General features: G+C 71.0%; 13 protein-coding genes. 3 read left to right on the forward strand and 10 right to left on the reverse strand.

Going from position 1 to position 16,951, the window contains the following annotated elements:
• Nucleotides 1–21 precede the first annotated feature (21 nt).
• From ruvX to ACIQNG_RS29485, 4 genes are read right to left on the reverse strand one after another with little or no spacing between them, the layout of a single operon-like run.
• A complete protein-coding gene (gene ruvX / locus ACIQNG_RS29470) occupies nucleotides 22–486 on the reverse strand; it encodes a Holliday junction resolvase RuvX (RefSeq protein WP_401429405.1) in 465 nt (154 codons plus the stop codon).
• Nucleotides 486–3,158: an alanine--tRNA ligase gene (gene alaS, locus ACIQNG_RS29475; protein WP_401429403.1), complete on the reverse strand. Its 2,673-nt coding sequence runs from the start codon at nucleotides 3,156–3,158 to the stop codon at nucleotides 486–488. The genes ruvX and alaS overlap by 1 nt, the downstream gene beginning before the upstream one ends.
• Nucleotides 3,158–3,565, reverse strand: coding sequence for a hypothetical protein (locus ACIQNG_RS29480; RefSeq protein ID WP_401489230.1), 408 nt, complete (start codon nucleotides 3,563–3,565; stop codon nucleotides 3,158–3,160). Before ACIQNG_RS29480 ends, alaS begins: the two co-directional genes overlap by 1 nt.
• 9 nt (nucleotides 3,566–3,574) lie before the next feature.
• Nucleotides 3,575–4,030: a DUF948 domain-containing protein gene (locus tag ACIQNG_RS29485; RefSeq protein ID WP_401489232.1), complete on the reverse strand. Its 456-nt coding sequence runs from the start codon at nucleotides 4,028–4,030 to the stop codon at nucleotides 3,575–3,577.
• Nucleotides 4,031–4,199: 169 nt separating this feature from the next.
• On the opposite strand from ACIQNG_RS29485, the gene ACIQNG_RS29490 reads away from it, so the two are divergent.
• Nucleotides 4,200–6,401, forward strand: coding sequence for an ATP-binding protein (locus ACIQNG_RS29490; protein WP_401489234.1), 2,202 nt, complete (start codon nucleotides 4,200–4,202; stop codon nucleotides 6,399–6,401).
• A 25-nt stretch (nucleotides 6,402–6,426) separates the two neighbouring features.
• Here ACIQNG_RS29490 and rpsD read toward each other — a convergent pair whose 3' ends face one another.
• The 5 genes from rpsD to ACIQNG_RS29515 form a co-directional block, all read right to left on the reverse strand.
• Nucleotides 6,427–7,041, reverse strand: a complete 615-nt coding sequence (gene rpsD / locus ACIQNG_RS29495; protein ID WP_384597319.1) for a 30S ribosomal protein S4 — start codon at nucleotides 7,039–7,041, stop codon at nucleotides 6,427–6,429.
• A gap of 347 nt (nucleotides 7,042–7,388) precedes the next feature.
• Nucleotides 7,389–8,744 (reverse strand): replication-associated recombination protein A, encoded by a 1,356-nt coding sequence (locus tag ACIQNG_RS29500; RefSeq protein WP_401429394.1) that lies wholly within the window; start codon nucleotides 8,742–8,744, stop codon nucleotides 7,389–7,391.
• Nucleotides 8,745–8,815: 71 nt separating this feature from the next.
• Nucleotides 8,816–9,481, reverse strand: a complete 666-nt coding sequence (locus ACIQNG_RS29505) for a vitamin K epoxide reductase family protein (RefSeq protein ID WP_401489236.1) — start codon at nucleotides 9,479–9,481, stop codon at nucleotides 8,816–8,818.
• 276 nt (nucleotides 9,482–9,757) lie between these two features.
• Nucleotides 9,758–11,020 carry a histidine--tRNA ligase gene (gene hisS / locus ACIQNG_RS29510; RefSeq protein WP_401489238.1) on the reverse strand — a complete coding sequence of 421 codons (1,263 nt, stop codon included), beginning with the start codon at nucleotides 11,018–11,020 and terminating at the stop codon, nucleotides 9,758–9,760.
• A 13-nt stretch (nucleotides 11,021–11,033) separates the two neighbouring features.
• Entirely contained in the window at nucleotides 11,034–11,741 is a 708-nt protein-coding gene (locus tag ACIQNG_RS29515) for an MBL fold metallo-hydrolase (protein ID WP_401429386.1), read from the reverse strand.
• 202 nt (nucleotides 11,742–11,943) lie between these two features.
• Between ACIQNG_RS29515 and ACIQNG_RS29520 the strand changes: the two genes are divergently transcribed.
• Complete coding sequence (locus tag ACIQNG_RS29520) at nucleotides 11,944–12,783, forward strand: peptidylprolyl isomerase (protein ID WP_401429384.1); 840 nt, start codon at nucleotides 11,944–11,946, stop codon at nucleotides 12,781–12,783.
• 141 nt (nucleotides 12,784–12,924) lie between these two features.
• On the forward strand, nucleotides 12,925–14,154 hold the full coding sequence (locus ACIQNG_RS29525) for a DUF349 domain-containing protein (RefSeq protein WP_401489240.1): 1,230 nt from the start codon (nucleotides 12,925–12,927) through the stop codon (nucleotides 14,152–14,154).
• 124 nt (nucleotides 14,155–14,278) lie between these two features.
• Here ACIQNG_RS29525 and ACIQNG_RS29530 read toward each other — a convergent pair whose 3' ends face one another.
• Nucleotides 14,279–16,855, reverse strand: a complete 2,577-nt coding sequence (locus ACIQNG_RS29530; protein ID WP_401429380.1) for a RelA/SpoT family protein — start codon at nucleotides 16,853–16,855, stop codon at nucleotides 14,279–14,281.
• Nucleotides 16,856–16,951: the final 96 nt, after the last annotated feature.

Below are 16,951 nucleotides of genomic sequence, written 5' to 3' on the forward strand. Positions count from 1 at the left end.
CGGAACGTTACCGTATCGCGATCAGATGACCACTTCGACGCCCTCGCCGGGGGGTTTACCTGACACCCGTTCGGATTCCAGTGCCTGCTGAAGGATGATCACAGCGGCGGCCTGGTCGATGATCGAACGGCCCTTCCTGGCCTTCACGCCCGAGGCGCGCAGCCCCTGCCCGGCCGTGACCGTGGTCATCCGCTCGTCCACCAGCCGGACCGGCACCGGTGCGATGCCCCGGGCCAGCTCCTGGGCGAAGCCGCGGACCTTGGCCGCCGCCGGGCCCTCGCCCCCCTTGAGGGAGCGAGGGAGGCCGACGACCACCTCGATCGGCTCGTACTCCTCGATGAGCTGCCGCAGCCGGCGGTGGGCCGCCGGGACGTCCCGGCCGGGCACCGTCTCGACCGGTGTGGCGAGGATCCCGCCGGGGTCGCAGGAGGCGACCCCGATCCGGGCGTCCCCGACGTCGATCGCGAGGCGGCGTCCGGTGCGCATTATTTGGCAGACTCCGCGACCAGGCGCTCCACGGCGGCGACGGCGTCACCGACGGCGGCCGGGTTCTGGCCGCCGCCCTGGGCGACGTCGGGCTTGCCGCCACCGCCGCCACCGAGGGTCTTGGCGGCGGTGCGGACCAGGTCACCGGCCTTGAGTCCGCGCTCACGGGCGGCCTCGTTGGTGGCGATGACCGTGAGGGGCTTGCCGCCCACGGTGCTGAACAGGGCGACGACGACAGCCCGGCCGCCCTGGATCCGGCCCCGTACGTCGAGGACGAGCTTGCGCAGGTCGTCGGCGGTGGTGCCGTCGGGGACCCGGCCGGTGACAACGGCGACGCCGTTGACGTCCTTGGCGGACTCGGCGAGCCCCGCGGCGGCCTGGAGCACCTTCTCGGCGCGGAACTTCTCGATCTCCTTCTCGGCGTCCTTCAGCCGGCCGAGCATGCCGGAGACCTTCTCGGGCAGATCCTCCGGCCGGCCCTTGAGCAGTTCGGTCAGCTGGTTGACGACCGTGTGCTCACGGGCGAGGAAGTGGTAGGCGTCCACCCCGACGAGGGCCTCGATCCGGCGCACGCCCGAGCCGATGGACGACTCGCCGAGCAGCTTGACCAGACCGAGCTGGGCGGTGTTGTGCACATGGGTGCCGCCGCACAGCTCCTTGGAGAAGTCGCCGATGGTGACCACCCGCACCCGGTCGCCGTACTTCTCGCCGAACTCGGCGATGGCGCCCTGCTTCTTGGCCTCCTCGATGCCCATGACCTCGGCGCTGACGTCGAGGTCGCGGGCGAGCACCTCGTTGATCTTCTGCTCGACGTCGGTCATCACGGCCGTCGGCACGGCGGACGGGGAGCCGAAGTCGAAGCGGAAGCGGCCGGGCTGGTTCTCGGAACCGGCCTGGGCGGCCGTCGGGCCGAGGGCGTCGCGCAGGGCCTGGTGGGTGAGGTGGGTGGCGGAGTGGGCGCGGGCGATGGAGTGCCGGCGCCGGGCGTCGATGGTGGCCTGGGCCTTGGCGCCGACGGTGACCTCGCCGACCTGCACGACGCCCTTGTGGACGTAGACCCCCGGTACCGGCTTCTGGCAGTCGCGGATCTCGATGACGGCTCCGGAGTCGGCCCTGATCCGGCCGGTGTCGCCGATCTGGCCGCCGCCCTCGGCGTAGAACGGGGTGCGGTCGAGCACGATCTCGACCTCGTCGCCCTCGGTGGCGGCGGGCGAGGAGAGCCCGTCCACGAGGATGCCGACGATGGTGGACTCGCCCTCGGTGGAGGTGTATCCGATGAACTCGGTCTCGCCGGCCGTGTCGGCGATCTCCCGGTAGGCGCCCATGTCGGCGTGGCCGGTCTTCTTGGCCCTGGCGTCGGCCTTGGCGCGCTCCCGCTGCTCCTTCATCAGGCGGCGGAAGCCGTCCTCGTCCACGGACAGGCCCTGTTCGGCGGCCATCTCCAGGGTGAGGTCGATCGGGAAGCCCCAGGTGTCGTGGAGCAGGAACGCCTTGTCGCCGGCGAGGACGGTGCCGCCGGCGGCCTTGGTCTCGGTGACGGCGGTGTCCAGGATGTTGGTGCCGGACTTCAGCGTCTTGAGGAAGGCGTTCTCCTCGGCGACGGCGACCTTCTCGATCCGCTCGCGGTCGGTGACCAGCTCCGGGTACTGACGGCCCATCATCTCGATGACGGTGTCGACCAGTTCCTTCACGACCGGGCCGGTGGCGCCGAGCAGCCGCATGTTGCGGATGGCGCGGCGCATGATGCGGCGCAGCACATAGCCGCGGCCCTCGTTGCCGGGGGTGACGCCGTCGCCGATGAGCATGACCGAGGTCCGCATGTGGTCGGTGACCACGCGCAGGGAGACGTCCGAGTCATGGGCGTCGCCGTAGGCCACGCCGGTCAGTCCGGTGGCCTGGTCGATGACGGCCATCGAGGTGTCGATCTCGTACATGTTCTGCACGCCCTGCAGAATCATGGCGAGGCGTTCCAGGCCGAGGCCGGTGTCGATGTTCTTGCTGGGCAGGTCGCCGAGGATCTCGAAGTCCTCCTTGGAGGTGCCCTCGCCGCGCTCGTACTGCATGAAGACCAGGTTCCAGATCTCCACGTAGCGCTCGTCGTTGACGGCGGGGCCGCCCTCCTCGCCGAACTCCGGTCCCCGGTCGTAGTTGATCTCGGAGCAGGGGCCGCAGGGGCCGGGGACGCCCATGGACCAGTAGTTGTCCTTCTTGCCGAGGCGCTGGATGCGCTCGGCGGGGACGCCCACGACGTCGCGCCAGATACGCTCGGCCTCGTCGTCCTCCAGGTAGACGGTGATCCACAGGCGCTCCGGGTCGAGCCCGTAACCGCCCTTGTCCTGGGGCGAGGTGAGCAGCTCCCAGGCCAGGGTGATGGCGCCTTCCTTGAAGTAGTCGCCGAAGGAGAAGTTGCCGCACATCTGGAAGAAGGTGCCGTGCCGGGTGGTCCTGCCGACCTCTTCGATGTCCGGGGTGCGCACGCACTTCTGGACGCTGGTGGCGCGGGTGTAGGGCGGCTTGACCTCGCCCAGGAAGTAGGGCTTGAAGGGGACCATGCCGGCCGGGACGAGGAGCAGAGTCGGGTCGTCCGCGATGAGCGACGCCGAAGGGACGACGGTGTGCCCGCGCTCCTCGAAGAAGCTCAGCCAGCGGCGGCGGATCTCAGCCGACTCCATCAGTGGTCCTCATTCCGGTTGTGCGAATCCCCCGGGTGCGGGTCCGTGGGGTTCGTCTGGTTCGTTTCGTTCGGGGGGAGCGGGGGCGTCGCACTGTCGATGACGTACGTCTTGGTCCCGTTGTGGTTCTCGATGGCGGTGTACCGCCGGGGCGCGGGGAGCCGGGGTTCCTCACGGATGCCGAGCGCGTCCTCCAGTTCGGCCTCCCGCCGGGCCATGCCGTCGCGGACGTCGAGCGCGAAGCCCACTGCCCGGTCGCGCAGTTGGCGGCCGGTGTCGACCGCCTTGTTGGCCGCGGTCGCTGCGAGGCTCTCCGGAGTGAGCTGCTTCAGCTTGCGATTGACCTTGGTGGTGGCCCACACGCCGGCGGCGACGCCGCTGGTGAACCAGAAGGTACGACGGAACATCGCTGGCTCTCAGTCCCTCTTTCCGCGGCCGGCCCGCCTCGCCCGGCGCGCGGCCGGGACGGTGCGGCCCACGATCACATGGCCCTGGTCCCTGTCGGACGCGCCGGACGCGTCGTCCCCTTTGCGTCCGCCGAGCGCGCGGCGCACCCCGTAGCCGAACGCGGCCACCTTGACGAGGGGGCCGCCGAAGGTGGAGGCGACGGTCGTGGAGAGCGCGGAGGCGTTCGACGTGACCTCCTGGACGTCGGTGGCGATCGCGTCGACCCGGTCGATCTGGGTCTGTGCGGAGCGCACCGCCGAGGAGGCGTCCGCGAGGAGCGGTACCGCCTGGTCGGTCACGTCCGCCACGAGCTTGGTGGTCGCCTTGAGCGTCTGGGCCAGCCTCGCCAGTGCCACCGCGAGGAAGGAGACCAGGATCGCCCAGAAGACGGCCACCAGGATCCCGGCCACCTCTCCACCGGACACTGCGCACCCGCTCCCTGAACCGTGCTGAACATCGAAAAAGTCGTGCACCGAGCCTATCGCGCCGGGAATGCGGCTCCGTACCGGATTACTGTCCGGCGCGCAGCGGAACGCGCGAGATCGGAGGAAGCGATTGTACGCAGTGATTACGCTTCAGTACGCTCCGTGTCTTATGCGATCAGATCAGCCCGCCGGTGACCGAGTGGTCGGTGCGCCCGGCAATCTCCCTCTGGAACTCGACGCGTTCGTGGGGCGCTCGGCCGAACTGGCCGGGCTGGCGCGGGCGCTGCGGGACGGCCGGCTGGTGACCGTGACGGGGGCGGGCGGGGTCGGGAAGTCCCGGCTCGCGGCGCGGGCGGCGGCCGGGGCGGCGCCGCGTGACGGGGTGTGGCGGGTGGAGCTGGCCGCGGTGCGCGATCCGGAGTTCGTCCCGTACGCGCTGGTGGAGGCGCTGGCGCTGACGGACCACACCACCCGTCCGCCGCGCGAGACGTTGCTGGGGCGGCTCGACGGTCGTCGGGTCCTGCTGGTGCTGGACGGTTTTGAACATCTGGTGGAGGTATGCGCGCCGCTGGTGACCGAGCTGTTGCGGCGGCTGCCGGGGCTGCGGGTGCTCGCCGTGGGGCGCAGGCCGCTGGGGGTGGCGGGTGAGCGGCTGTTCCCGCTGGCGCCGCTGGCCGAGGACGAGGCGGTGGCGCTGCTGCGGGACCGGGCCGCACAGTTGGGCGTGCCGCTGGACGGGGGCGGGGACCTGGTGGCGGCCGGGGAGGTGTGCCGTCGTCTTGAGGGGATCCCGCTGGCGATCGAGCTGGCGGCGGGCAGGCTGGGCGCGCTGTCGCCCGCCCGGTTGCTGGAGCGGCTGGACGACCGGTTCCGGCTGCTGACTGGGGGCGGGCGGGACGCGCTGCCCCGGCATCAGACGCTGCGGACGGCGATCGGCTGGAGCCATGAGCTGTGCGCGCCGCGGGAGCGGCTGCTGTGGTCCCGGCTGTCGGTGTTCGCGGGCTCCTTCGATCTGGAGGCCGTGGAGTATGTGTGCGGCGGTGACGGGCTGGTCGCGGACGACGTCCTGGACGTACTGACCCGGCTGCTCGCCCAGTCCGTGGTGGTGCGGGAGGAGACCGCGGCCGGGACGCGCTACCGGATGCTGGACACGCTGCGGGCCTACGGGGCGGGCTGGCTGGAGGCGGCGGGCGACGCGACCCGGCTGCGGCGGCGTCATCGCGACTGGTACGTGGGGCTGGCGACCTGGTGCGAGCTGGAGTGGTTCTCGCCGCGGCAGGGCGAGGTGGCCGCGCGGGTGGACGCGGAGCTGCCGAATCTGCGCTGGGCGCTGGAGTACTGCCTGACCGAGCCGGACGACAGCCAGCTCGCGCTGTATCTGGCCGGGTCGCTGTGGTTCTGCTGGGTGGGCTGCGGGCGGCTGTCGGAGGGGCGGCGCTGGCTGGAGCGGAGTGTGGAGCTTGCGTCGCAGGAGCCGGGGCACGAGCAGTCGCGGCTCAAGGCGCTGTGGGTGCTGGGCTATGTGGCGGTCCTCCAGGGCGACCGGGTGCCGGCGTTGGGCGTGCTCCAGGAGTGCCGGGAGGAGGCGGAGCGGCTGGCGAACCCGACGGCGGTGGCGTACGCGGAGCACCGGACGGGCTGTCTGGCGCTGGTCAGCGATGACCTTCCGCGTGCAGAAACGCTGCTGCGCTCGGCGCTGGAGCGTTATCAGGAGATCGGCGAGCTGAACAGCAATGTGCTGATGGGCCAGGTCGAGCTGGCGATGGCCCGTGCCTTCCAGGGCGATCTGGCGGAGGCGGTGCGGCTGTGCGAGGAGGTCCGCCGGGTCTGCGAGGACCACGGGGAGCGCTGGTCGCGGGCGTACGCGCTGTTCGTCCTCGGCTACGCGGCCTGGAGCGAGGGTGACACGGCCGGGGCGCGGGCCCTGCTCGGGGAGTGTCTGCGCACCGCGCACGCCTTCCACGATCTGCTGGGTTCGGTGCTGGCCTTCGAGCTGCTCGCCCTGGTGACGGCGACGGAGGGCGACCCGGCGGAGGCGGCGGTGCTCCAGGGCGCGGCGGCGGGGCTGTGGCCGTCGGTGGGGCTGCCGCTGTTCGGCTCGGCCCACTACAACCGGCCGCACGAGTGCTGTGCGGAGCTGGCCCGGCAGCGGCTGGGCGACGCGCGCTACGAGGAGTGCGTGCGGATCGGGGAGCGGCTGGAGCGGGAGACGGCCGTGGCCCGTGCGCTGGAGCGGTGTCCGGTGCGCTCGCCGGAGCTGCCGGGGGCGGCGCGCGGGAGCGTACGGCATGCGCGGGGCGGTGATCCGGCGTCGGCCACGCATCAGCCCGCCGCCTCGCCCACCCGGAAGGGCGGGGAGACGGCGGGCTGATGATGCGGGCGGTGCTACGTCCGGGTCAGCGGGCGTAGTACTCGACGACGAGCTGCTCGTCGCAGATCACCGGGATCTCCTTGCGGTTCGGCTCGCGGTCCAGGCGGAACGCCAGGGCCTTGAGGTTCACCTGGAGGTAACGCGGGGTCTCGCCGTCGGGGGCGAAGCCGCCCTCGCGGGAGATCTGGAACAGCGTCTTGTCCTTGCTGCGGTCGCGGACCTGCACCACGTCGTCCGGGCGCACGACGAAGGACGGCTTGTCGACCTTCTTGCCGTTGACCTGGATGTGGCCGTGGACGACCATCTGGCGGGCCTGGTAGATGGTGCGGGCGATGCCCGAACGCAGGACCAGGGCGTCGAGACGCTTCTCCAGCTCGATGATCAGGGCCTCACCGGTCTTGCCCTGGACCTTGGAGGCGCGGTCGTAGGCGCGCACGAGCTGGCGCTCGGACACGTCGTACTGCGCGCGCAGACGCTGCTTCTCCAGCAGACGGACCTTGTAGTCCGAGTTCTGCTTGCGACCGCGGCCGTGCTCACCCGGGGGGTAGGGACGGGCCTCGAAGTACTTGACGGCCTTGGGGGTCAGCGCGATGCCGAGGGCACGCGACTTCTTGACCTTGGGGCGGGACTGGTTCGCCATGAACCAAACACCTCGTGTTCTGTGTGCGAATACGGCTTCACCAGGGTTAGGGGAGGTCGCATCCGCAGCCGGGGAAACCCCGCGGGTCCGTGCGCGAACACGGTCCTGCCGGGCAGCCGCTCCCTGGTCTGGGCACATACGTGCAGCACGCGAGTGGCCCACCGGCCGGTCCCGGGATCCCGGGGGGTGGTGGGCTGCCCGCGACACCGTTCGACGGTGCGCGACGCTCCTGGAATCCTGTGCCTCGCGGCGACGGGGTTCCGGCTGGATGTCCCGTTCTGGTGGCGCCGGCTGCCCTTTCGGGTGCCGGACACGGGACGCAGCGCTCAGGGGATTCTACAGGGCGCTCAGGACCGCTTGCGACCGAGGTGCTTCCTGGTCCATTCCACGGCGTCCGCGTATCTCGCCTCCGCGCCGTGCCGGGTCGGGGTGTAGTACCTGCGGTCCTTCAGGGCGTCCGGGGCGTACTGCTGCTCGGCGATGCCTTCGGGCAGGTCGTGCGGGTAGACGTACCCCTGGGCGTGGCCCAGCTTGGCCGCTCCCTTGTAGTGCCCGTCCCGCAGATGCGCCGGGACGGACCCGGCCAGTCCCTTGCGTACGTCCTCCAGGGCGGCGCCGATCGCGGTGGTCGCGGCGTTGGACTTGGGGGCCAGGGCGAGGGCGATGGTGGTGTGGCTGAGGGTGAGGGCGGCCTCGGGGAAGCCGATCATGGCGACGGCCTGGGCGGCGGCGACCGCGAGGGGCAGGGCGCCCGGGTCGGCCAGGCCGATGTCCTCGCTGGCGGAGATCATCAGCCGGCGGGCGATGAAGCGGGGGTCCTCGCCGGCCTCGATCATGCGGGCCAGATAGTGCAGGGCGGCGTCGACGTCGGAGCCGCGGATGGACTTGATGAGGGCGCTGGCCACGTCGTAGTGCTGGTCGCCGTCGCGGTCGTACGTCACGGCCGCCCGGTCGACCGTCTCCTCCAGGGTGCCCAGGGTGATCTCGGGCTCGCCCTTGTCGAGGGCGGCGCCGGCCGCGGCCTCCAGGGCGGTCAGCGCGCGGCGGGCGTCACCGCCGGCGATCCGCAGCAGATGGGCCTCGGTGTCCTCGGGGAGGGTGAGCGCGCTCCCCAGGCCGCGCTCGTCGGTGAGGGCGCGGCGCAGCAGTCCGCTGATGTCGTCGTCGGTGAGGGGTTCGAGAGTGAGCAGCAGGGAGCGGGACAGGAGCGGGGAGATCACCGAGAAGTAGGGGTTCTCGGTGGTCGCGGCGATCAGGGTCACCCAGCGGTTCTCGACCGCGGGCAGCAGGGAGTCCTGCTGGGCCTTGCTGAAGCGGTGGATCTCGTCCAGGAAGAGGACGGTCTCCTTGCCGTAGCCGCCGGTGGCGCGGCGGGCGCCGTCGATGACCGCGCGGACCTCCTTGACCCCGGCGGTGATCGCGGACAGCTCCACGAACCGCTTGTTGGTGGCCTTGGAGACGACGTACGCGAGGGTCGTCTTGCCGGTGCCGGGCGGCCCCCAGAGGATCACCGAGGACGGGCCGGCCGGGCCTCCGGCCCCCTCCCCCACCAGCCGCCGCAAGGGCGACCCGGGCTTGAGCAGATGCCGCTGCCCCACGACCTCGTCGAGATCGCGCGGGCGCATCCGCACCGCCAGCGGGCTGGCGGCGGGGTCTTTCTCCTGCCGTTCTTCGGCAGCGGCGGTGAACAGGTCGGGCTCCACCCTGAAACCCTAAATCACGGCACTGACAACGCCCGGTCCGCGGTCCGGGAACGCCCCGGGGAGGGCCGGGGTCAGGCCCAGAGGTCGGCTCCCCAGCGGGTGAGGATCAGCATGACGATGATGCCGGTGTGGGTGGCCGGCAGGACCCAGGTGAACTCGGCGAGGAAGCGCTTGACCGGGGCGGGCGCCGGGAGGAAGCCGTTGCGGATGTTGCAGGAGGTGACGTACCAGAACATGACGATCGTCGCGAACCAGGCCAGGGAGCACCACAGGCACAGGGCGTTGATCCGGTACAGGGACTGGAACTGGAGCCAGGTGCAGAAGGCGACACCGAAGAGCGTCCCGGCGTTGAAGGTCAGCCAGTACCAGCGCGGGAAGGTGGCGCGGGCCAGCAGGCTCATGCCGACGCAGATCACGATGCCGTAGGCCACCAGGCCCAGCATCGGGTTGGGGAAGCCGAAGACGGTCGCCTGGTCGCTCTCCATGATGCTGCCGCACGACACCACGGGGTTGACGCTGCACCCGGGGACATAGGTCTCCCCGGCCACCTTGGCCTCAAGGATCTTGAACTTGTCGAGCGTGATGACCCAGGCGGCCAGCACTCCGGCGGCGCCCGTGATCACCAGCAGCAGCGCGAGGGCCCTGCTGCCGCCCACCGTGCGCGGCGCGGGCGGGGTGGCGCCCAGCGGCCCCGGCTCGGTGGAGACGTCCTCGTCCTTGACTGTCGTCTTGCTCATCACGCCGATTCCGTCACTGGAGAGTCGGACCATCTTCGGGCAGGGCCATTGTGCCGCACCCCCGGGCGTCGGTGCTGCTCAGTCGGGGCAAGGAGGGCCGATGGTCCCTCGTCAGCGGTCGGATCAGGACAGGTTTTCGAGTGCTGGTCGCACCGGTGGCCCCTGGACCCCGCCCCGCCTCCCCTTCATCCCCGTCACCCCCGTCACCCATGACGAAGGGCGCCCGATGCCCGCCGCACGGCAGGCACCGGGCGCCCTTCGCCCGGACCGGACGCCTCAGCCGAGGCGCGACTCCAGCTCCGCCACGATCTCGCCCACGCCGATCGCCGTCTGCTCGCCGGACTCCATGTCCTTGAGCTGGACGACGCCCTCGGCGAGGTCGCGCTCACCGGCCACGACCGTGTACCGGGCGCCGCTGCGGTTGGCGTTCTTCATCGCGCCCTTGAGTCCCTTGTGGCCGTACGAGAAGTCCGCGGCGACCCCGGCCCTGCGCAGTTCGGTGACCTTCGCGAACAGCAGCCGGCGGGCCTCCTCGCCCAGCGGTACGGCGAACACGCTGGTGGGGGCGGGGAGCTTCAGCTCGATGCCCTCCGCCTCCAGGGCCAGTACGGTCCGGTCGACGCCGAGCGCCCAGCCGACGGAGGGCAGGGCGGGGCCGCCGATCATCTCCGACAGCCCGTCGTAGCGTCCGCCGCCGCCGACCGCCGACTGCGAGCCGAGGCCGTCGTGGACGAACTCGAAGGTCGTACGGGTGTAGTAGTCCAGGCCGCGGACCAGCTTCGGGTCGTCCTCGAAGGCGACGCCCGCCGCGCCGATCAGCTCACGGACCTCCTCGTGGTACGCCTTGCAGGCGTCGCAGAGGTAGTCCCGCAGCAGCGGGGCGCCGGTGAGCTGCTTCTGGATGTCCTCGCGCTTGTCGTCGAGGACCCGCAGCGGGTTGATCTCCGCGCGGCGCAGCGTCTCCTCGTCCAGGTCCAGGCCGCGCAGGAAGTCCTGGAGCGCGGCCCGGTACACCGGTCGGCACTCCTGGTCGCCCAGGCTGTTGAGCAGGATCCGGAAGCCGCGCAGGCCGAGCGAGCGGTACGCCTGGTCGGCCAGGATGATCAGCTCGGCGTCGAGCGCGGGGTCCTCGGCTCCGATCGCCTCCGCGCCGACCTGCGAGAAGTGGCGGTAGCGGCCCTTCTGCGGGCGCTCGTAGCGGTAGTAGGAGCCGGAGTACCAGAGCTTGACCGGGAGGTTGCCCGCCTTGTGCAGGTTGGCCTCCAGGGCGGCGCGCAGTACGGAGGCGGTGCCTTCGGGGCGCAGGGCGAGCCGGTCGCCGCCCTTGGTCTCGAAGGCGTACATCTCCTTGGTGACGATGTCGGTGGACTCGCCGACCCCGCGCGCGAACAGCTCGACGTTCTCGAAGCCGGGTGTCTCGATGTAGCCGTAGCCGGAGGTGCGCAGCGGGGCCGCGATCGCCTCCCGGACGGCGAGGAACCTGGCGCTGTCCGGCGGGATCAGGTCGTAGGTGCCCTTGGGGGCCTTGAAGGTGCTCACGGAAGGTCTCTCGTCACATTCCTCGTCGGGGAGCGTCGGCGCTCCCGGGGCCGGCGGCCACCTGGTGCAGATACGGGTTGGTGGCGCGCTCGCGGCCGATGGTGGTCTGGGGGCCGTGGCCGGACAGGACCACGGTCGAGTCGTCGAGCGGCAGGCACACGCGAGCCAGCGAGTCGAGCATCTCGGCCATGTCACCGCCGGGCAGGTCGGTGCGTCCGATGGAGCCGGCGAAGAGCAGATCCCCGGCGAAGAACACCGACGGGACGTCGGAGGTCTCGGGCATCCGGAAGGTCACCGACCCCTTGGTATGGCCGGGCGCGTGGGCGACGGACCATTCCAGTCCGGCCAGCTCCAGGGTGCTGCCGTCGGTCAGTTCCCGCAGGTCGTCGGGTTCGCCCACGGTCAGTTCGCCCATGAGCGGCATCCCGATGCTGCGGCCGAGCGCCGTCTCCGGGTCGCTCATCATGTAGCGGTCCGCGGGGTGGATCCAGGCGGGCACGTCGTGCGCGCCGCACACCGGGACCACCGAGGCCACGTGGTCGATGTGGCCGTGGGTGAGGACGACGGCGACGGGCTTGAGCCGATGCTTGCCGATCGCTTCCTCGACCCCGGGGGCGGCCTGGTGGCCCGGATCGATGATCACGCACTCCTCACCGGCGGCGGGGGCGACGAGATAACAGTTCGTCCCCCAGGCCCCGGCGGGGAACCCGGCAATGAGCACGATCGTCCTTCGTTTGTGGCGGTTCGGGCGGTGCTTTCACGCCGCTCGGGAGGCTCGCGGACGGCTGCGCCCGCCGTCAGAGCCTACCGGCGCTGCCGGATCCCCAGGTAACCCATATACGGTACGGGCACACGCAGGCGGTCGGCTCAACGAAAGCACCTGCACCGCGGCCGACGTTCGAGACGCATGAGGAGTAAACCCGGTGGTCAGCCAGGAGCAGCGGCGGCGTCAGCTCGCCCGGGAGAAGTTCTTGCGGCAGCAGCAGCGGCGTACCGACGCCCGGCGCAAGGCACGTACACGCAACGCGGCGATCGCGTCGGCGATCGCGGTGGTTCTGATCGGCGGCCTCGCGCTGTACACGACGGACGCCTTCAAGGGGGACGACGACAAGTCGAACGCGAACGCCGAGTCGACGCCGAGCGCGCCGCCCACGAGCGGCGCTCCGGACCCGTGCGAGAAGCCGGCGGCCGGCAAGGCCAAGACGGAGACGTGGGAGAAGGAGCCGGCGATGTCCATCGACGAGTCGGCCGACTACACGATGACGCTCGGGACGACGTGCGGTGACATAGACATCGCCCTGAAGGCGTCGGCGGCTCCGCGCACGGTGAACTCGTTCGAGTTCCTCACGGGCAAGGGCTACCTCGACCACACCAAGTGCCACCGGCTGACCACGAACGGCATCTACGTGCTGCAGTGCGGCGACCCGATGGGCGACGGCACGGGCGGTCCGGGCTACACGATCCCGGACGAGAACCTCAAGGACGACAGCCTCAAGGGCAAGTCCTACCCGGCCGGCACGGTCGCCATGGCCAACCAGTACAACGCCCAGACGAAGGAGGGCCGCGACAGCGGCGGCAGCCAGTTCTTCCTCGTCTACCAGGACAGTCCTCTGCCTCCGGACTACACGCCCTTCGGTACGGTTTCCGCGTCGGGCATGAAGGTGCTGAAGAAAATCGCCGGCGCGGGGGAGAACACCGGCGCCGGTGACGGGGCGCCCAACGCGACGGTCGTGATCGACAAGGCGACGGTCACGAAATCCTGATGACCAGGGCGGCCATCTGCGAAATTTCGGTCGTGCTGGATGCGGACAGGCCACCCGCCGTTCGCCTATGTTGGCCGTGACGAAACTGTGGACGATGTCCGGGGCGCTGAGAGCCCCGGGACATCATGTGGAGGAGGCGCTGTGAGCAGCGACCCGTGGGGCCGCGTCGACGAGACGGGGACCGTGTACGTGCGTACGGCCGACGGCGAGCAGGTCGTCGGTTCCTGGCAGGCCGGCTCCCCCGAGGAGGCGCTGGCCTACTTCGAGCGCAAGTACGAGGGGCTGGTGGTCGAGATCGGCCTCCTCGAAAAGCGGGTGAAGACCACCGACCTGTCCGCGAAGGACGCCCAGACCGCCATCGAGCATCTGCGCGAGCAGGTGGACGCGCACCACGCGGTGGGCGATCTGGCCGCGCTGCGGGTCCGCCTGGACCAGCTCGTCGGGGTGGTCGACGCCCGCCGCGAGGAGCGCAAGGCGCAGCGGGCCCGGCAGACGGACGAGGCCAGGCAGTCCAAGGAGGCGCTGGTCGTCGAGGCCGAGCAGCTCGCGCAGTCCGACCAGTGGCGGGCCGCCGGTGAGCGGCTGCGGGCGCTGGTGGACACCTGGAAGGGGCTGCCCCGGCTCGACCGCAAGTCGGACGACGAGCTGTGGCACCGCTTCTCGCACGCCCGCTCGGCCTTCTCCAAGCGGCGCAAGGCGCACTTCGCACAGCTCGACGCCCAGCGCGAGGAGGCCCGTAAGACCAAGGAGCGGCTGGTCGGCGAGGCCGAGGCGCTCTCCGGGTCCACCGACTGGGGTCCCACGGCGGCGCGGTACCGCGAGCTGATGGCCGAGTGGAAGGCGGCGGGCCGCGCGCAGCGCGAGCACGAGGACGATCTGTGGAACCGCTTCCGCGGTGCCCAGGACATCTTCTTCGCCGCCCGCAGCTCGGTCTTCGCCGAGCGGGACGCGGAGCAGACGGAGAACCTCAAGCTCAAGGAGGAGCTGGCCGAAGAGGCGGAGAAGATCCTCCCGGTCGGCGATCTCAAGGCCGCGCGGGCCGCGTTCCGCTCGGTCAACGAGCGCTGGGAGGCCATCGGCCATGTGCCGCGGGACGCCCGGCCGAAGGTCGAGGGCCGGATGCACGCGGTCGAGCGGGCCATCCAGGAGGCCGAGGAGACCGAGTGGCGCCGGACCAACCCGGAGGCGCGTGCGCGGGCCGCCGGGCTGACGGGTCAGCTCCAGGCCGCGGTCGACAAGCTCACGCAGCAGATCGAGCAGGCGCGCGCCCAGGGCAACACCGCCAAGGCCGACAAGCTGGAGAAGGAGCTGGCCGGTCGGCGGGCGCTGCTGGACCAGGCGCTGAAGGGGCTCCAGGAGTTCGGCGGATAGGTCACGGCGCTGTGCCCTGAATTCCGGAGGGGGCCTCGCGGACGGCTACGGCCGTGGCGCGAGGCCCCCTTCGCGATTCCGGAGGCCCGCCCCTACGCGAGGCCAGGGGCCGGTGGGCAGGTGGTCAGCCCCGGTTGCGGGCGGACGTCACCCGGTACACGTCGTACACGCCCTCCACGCCCCTGACGGCCTTCAGGACGTGGCCCAGGTGCTTGGGGTCGCCCATCTCGAAGGTGAAGCGGGAGGTGGCGACGCGGTCGCGGGAGGTCTGGACGGCCGCCGAGAGGATGTTGACGTGCTGGTCGGACAGGACCCGGGTGACATCCGAGAGGAGCCGGGAGCGGTCGAGGGCCTCGACCTGGATGGCGACCAGGAAGACCGAGGACTGGGTGGGCGCCCACTCGACCTCCAGGATCCGCTCGGGCTCCCGGGACAGTGACTCCACGTTGACGCAGTCGCTGCGGTGCACCGACACCCCGCTGCCGCGGGTGACGAAGCCGATGATCGGGTCGCCGGGCACGGGCGTGCAGCAGCGGGCCAGTTTGACCCAGACGTCCTCGACGCCCTTGACGACCACGCCGGGGTCGGCGCTGGAGCGGCGCTTGCGGCTGCGGCCCCGGGCCGGCGGTACGGACTCGTCGATCTCCTCGGTGGCCGCCTCCTCGCCGCCGAACGCCTGTACGAGCTTCTGTACGACGTTCTGCGCGGAGACATGGCCCTCGCCGATCGCCGCGTAGAGCGCGGAGATGTCCGGGTAGCGCATCTCGTGCGCCAGGGTGACCAGGGAGTCGCCGGTGAGGATGCGCTGGATCGGCAGGTTCTGCTTGCGCATCGCGCGGACGATGGCGTCCTTGCCCTGCTCGATGGCCTCGTCCCGGCGCTCCTTGGAGAACCAGGCGCGGATCTTGTTGCGGGCGCGCGGTGACTTGACGAACCCGAGCCAGTCCCGGGAGGGTCCGGCGCCGGCCGCCTTGGAGGTGAAGACCTCCACCAGATCGCCGTTGTCGAGGGTGGACTCCAGGGGTACGAGCCTGCCGTTGACCCGGGCTCCTATGGTGCGGTGGCCGACCTCGGTGTGGACCGCGTACGCGAAGTCCACCGGGGTGGCGCCCGCGGGCAGCGCTATGACGTCGCCCTTGGGCGTGAAGACGAAGACCTCGTTGCGGGACAGGTCGAAGCGCAGGGACTCCAGGAACTCGCCCGGGTCCTCGGTCTCCTTCTGCCAGTCGAGGAGTTGGCGCAGCCACGCCATGTCGTTGAGGTGGTCGTCCTTGCCCTTGCCGGTCTTGGGGACGTCCGTGCGCACCTTGGAGGCACCGGCGACGGCCTCCTGCTTGTACTTCCAGTGCGCGGCGATGCCGTACTCGGCGCGGCGGTGCATGTCGAAGGTGCGGATCTGCAGTTCGACGGGCTTGCCGTTGGGGCCGATGACCGTGGTGTGCAGCGACTGGTACATGTTGAACTTCGGCATCGCGATGTAGTCCTTGAACCGGCCGGGGACCGGGTTCCAGCGCGCGTGCACGGTGCCGAGGGCGGCGTAGCAGTCACGGACCGTGTCGACCAGGACACGGATGCCGACCAGGTCGTAGATCTCCGCGAAGTCACGGCCGCGGACGATCATCTTCTGGTAGACGCTGTAGTAGTGCTTGGGCCGGCCGGTGACGGTCGCCTTGATGCGGGCGGCCCTCAGGTCCTGCTGGACCTCGTCGGTCACTATGGCCAGGTACTCGTCCCGCTTGGGGGCGCGCTCGGCCACCAGCCGGACGATCTCGTCGTACATCTTGGGGTAGAGGATCGCGAAGGCGAGGTCCTCCAGCTCCCATTTGATGGTGTTCATGCCCAGGCGGTGGGCGAGCGGCGCGTAGATCTCCAGGGTCTCGCGCGCCTTCTTCTCCTGCTTCTCGCGCTTGAGGTAGCGCATGGTGCGCATGTTGTGCAGCCGGTCGGCGAGCTTGATGACCAGGACCCGGGGGTCCTTGGCCATGGCGACGACCATCTTGCGCACGGTCTCGGCCTGCGCGGCCTCCCCGAACTTGACCTTGTCCAGTTTGGTGACGCCGTCGACCAGCAGGGCGACCTGGTCGCCGAAGTCACGGCGGAGCTGGTCGAGGCCGTACTCGGTGTCCTCGACGGTGTCGTGCAGCAGCCCGGCCATCAGGGTGGCCGGGTCCATGCCCAGCTCGGCCAGGATGGTGGTGACGGCGAGCGGGTGGGTGATGTAAGGGTCGCCGCTCTTGCGCTTCTGTCCGCGGTGCCAGCGCTCAGCGACCTGGTACGCCTGTTCGATCTGGCGGAGCGTGGCCGTCTCGATCTTCGGGTCGTTGCTGCGCACTATCCGCAGCAGGGGCTCCAGGACCGGGTTGTACGGGTTGGAGCGCTGGACGCCGAGCCGGGCGAGCCGGGCGCGGACGCGGTTGGAGGAGCCGGAGCGGGCGGGCTGCTGGGCCGCGGGGGCGGGGCGGATCGCGGGGGTGGCCGGGGTGGCGGGGGTCACCGGGGGGACGGGGGCGGCCGGGCGTTCGGGCGCGGCGGGCTTGGGGCGCGCTGCCTCACCGGGCCGGTCCGCGGCGGCGGACTGGGCGTGCTCGACCGTCCCACGCGGGTCCTGCTTCGCGTTCTTCGCGGTCGGCGCGGGCCGGTCCGCCGGCTCCGAGGCTCGCTCGGGCTTGGCGGCGGTCAGGTGCTGGGCCTCGTCTGGCAAGAGGGCTCCTCGTGCGCGATCCGGTTCCCCCGGTCAGGCTCCGGAGACCCCATGGTAGCGATCCTGGGCTTCGGCATCGCCTTCAGGACGGTCCTC

Source organism: Streptomyces sp. NPDC091377, from assembly GCF_044757045.1.
Lineage (GTDB): Bacteria > Actinomycetota > Actinomycetes > Streptomycetales > Streptomycetaceae > Streptomyces.

Bases quoted from the DNA above. Each gene is read 5' to 3' on its own strand.
- ruvX (WP_401429405.1), bottom strand. From the start codon at position 486: ATGCGCACCGGACGCCGCCTCGCGATCGACGTCGGGGACGCCCGGATC.
- alaS (WP_401429403.1), bottom strand. From the start codon at position 3,158: ATGGAGTCGGCTGAGATCCGCCGCCGCTGGCTGAGCTTCTTCGAGGAG.
- ACIQNG_RS29480 (WP_401489230.1), bottom strand. From the start codon at position 3,565: ATGTTCCGTCGTACCTTCTGGTTCACCAGCGGCGTCGCCGCCGGCGTG.
- ACIQNG_RS29490 (WP_401489234.1), top strand. From the start codon at position 4,200: ATGCGATCAGATCAGCCCGCCGGTGACCGAGTGGTCGGTGCGCCCGGC.
- rpsD (WP_384597319.1), bottom strand. From the start codon at position 7,041: ATGGCGAACCAGTCCCGCCCCAAGGTCAAGAAGTCGCGTGCCCTCGGC.
- ACIQNG_RS29505 (WP_401489236.1), bottom strand. From the start codon at position 9,481: ATGAGCAAGACGACAGTCAAGGACGAGGACGTCTCCACCGAGCCGGGG.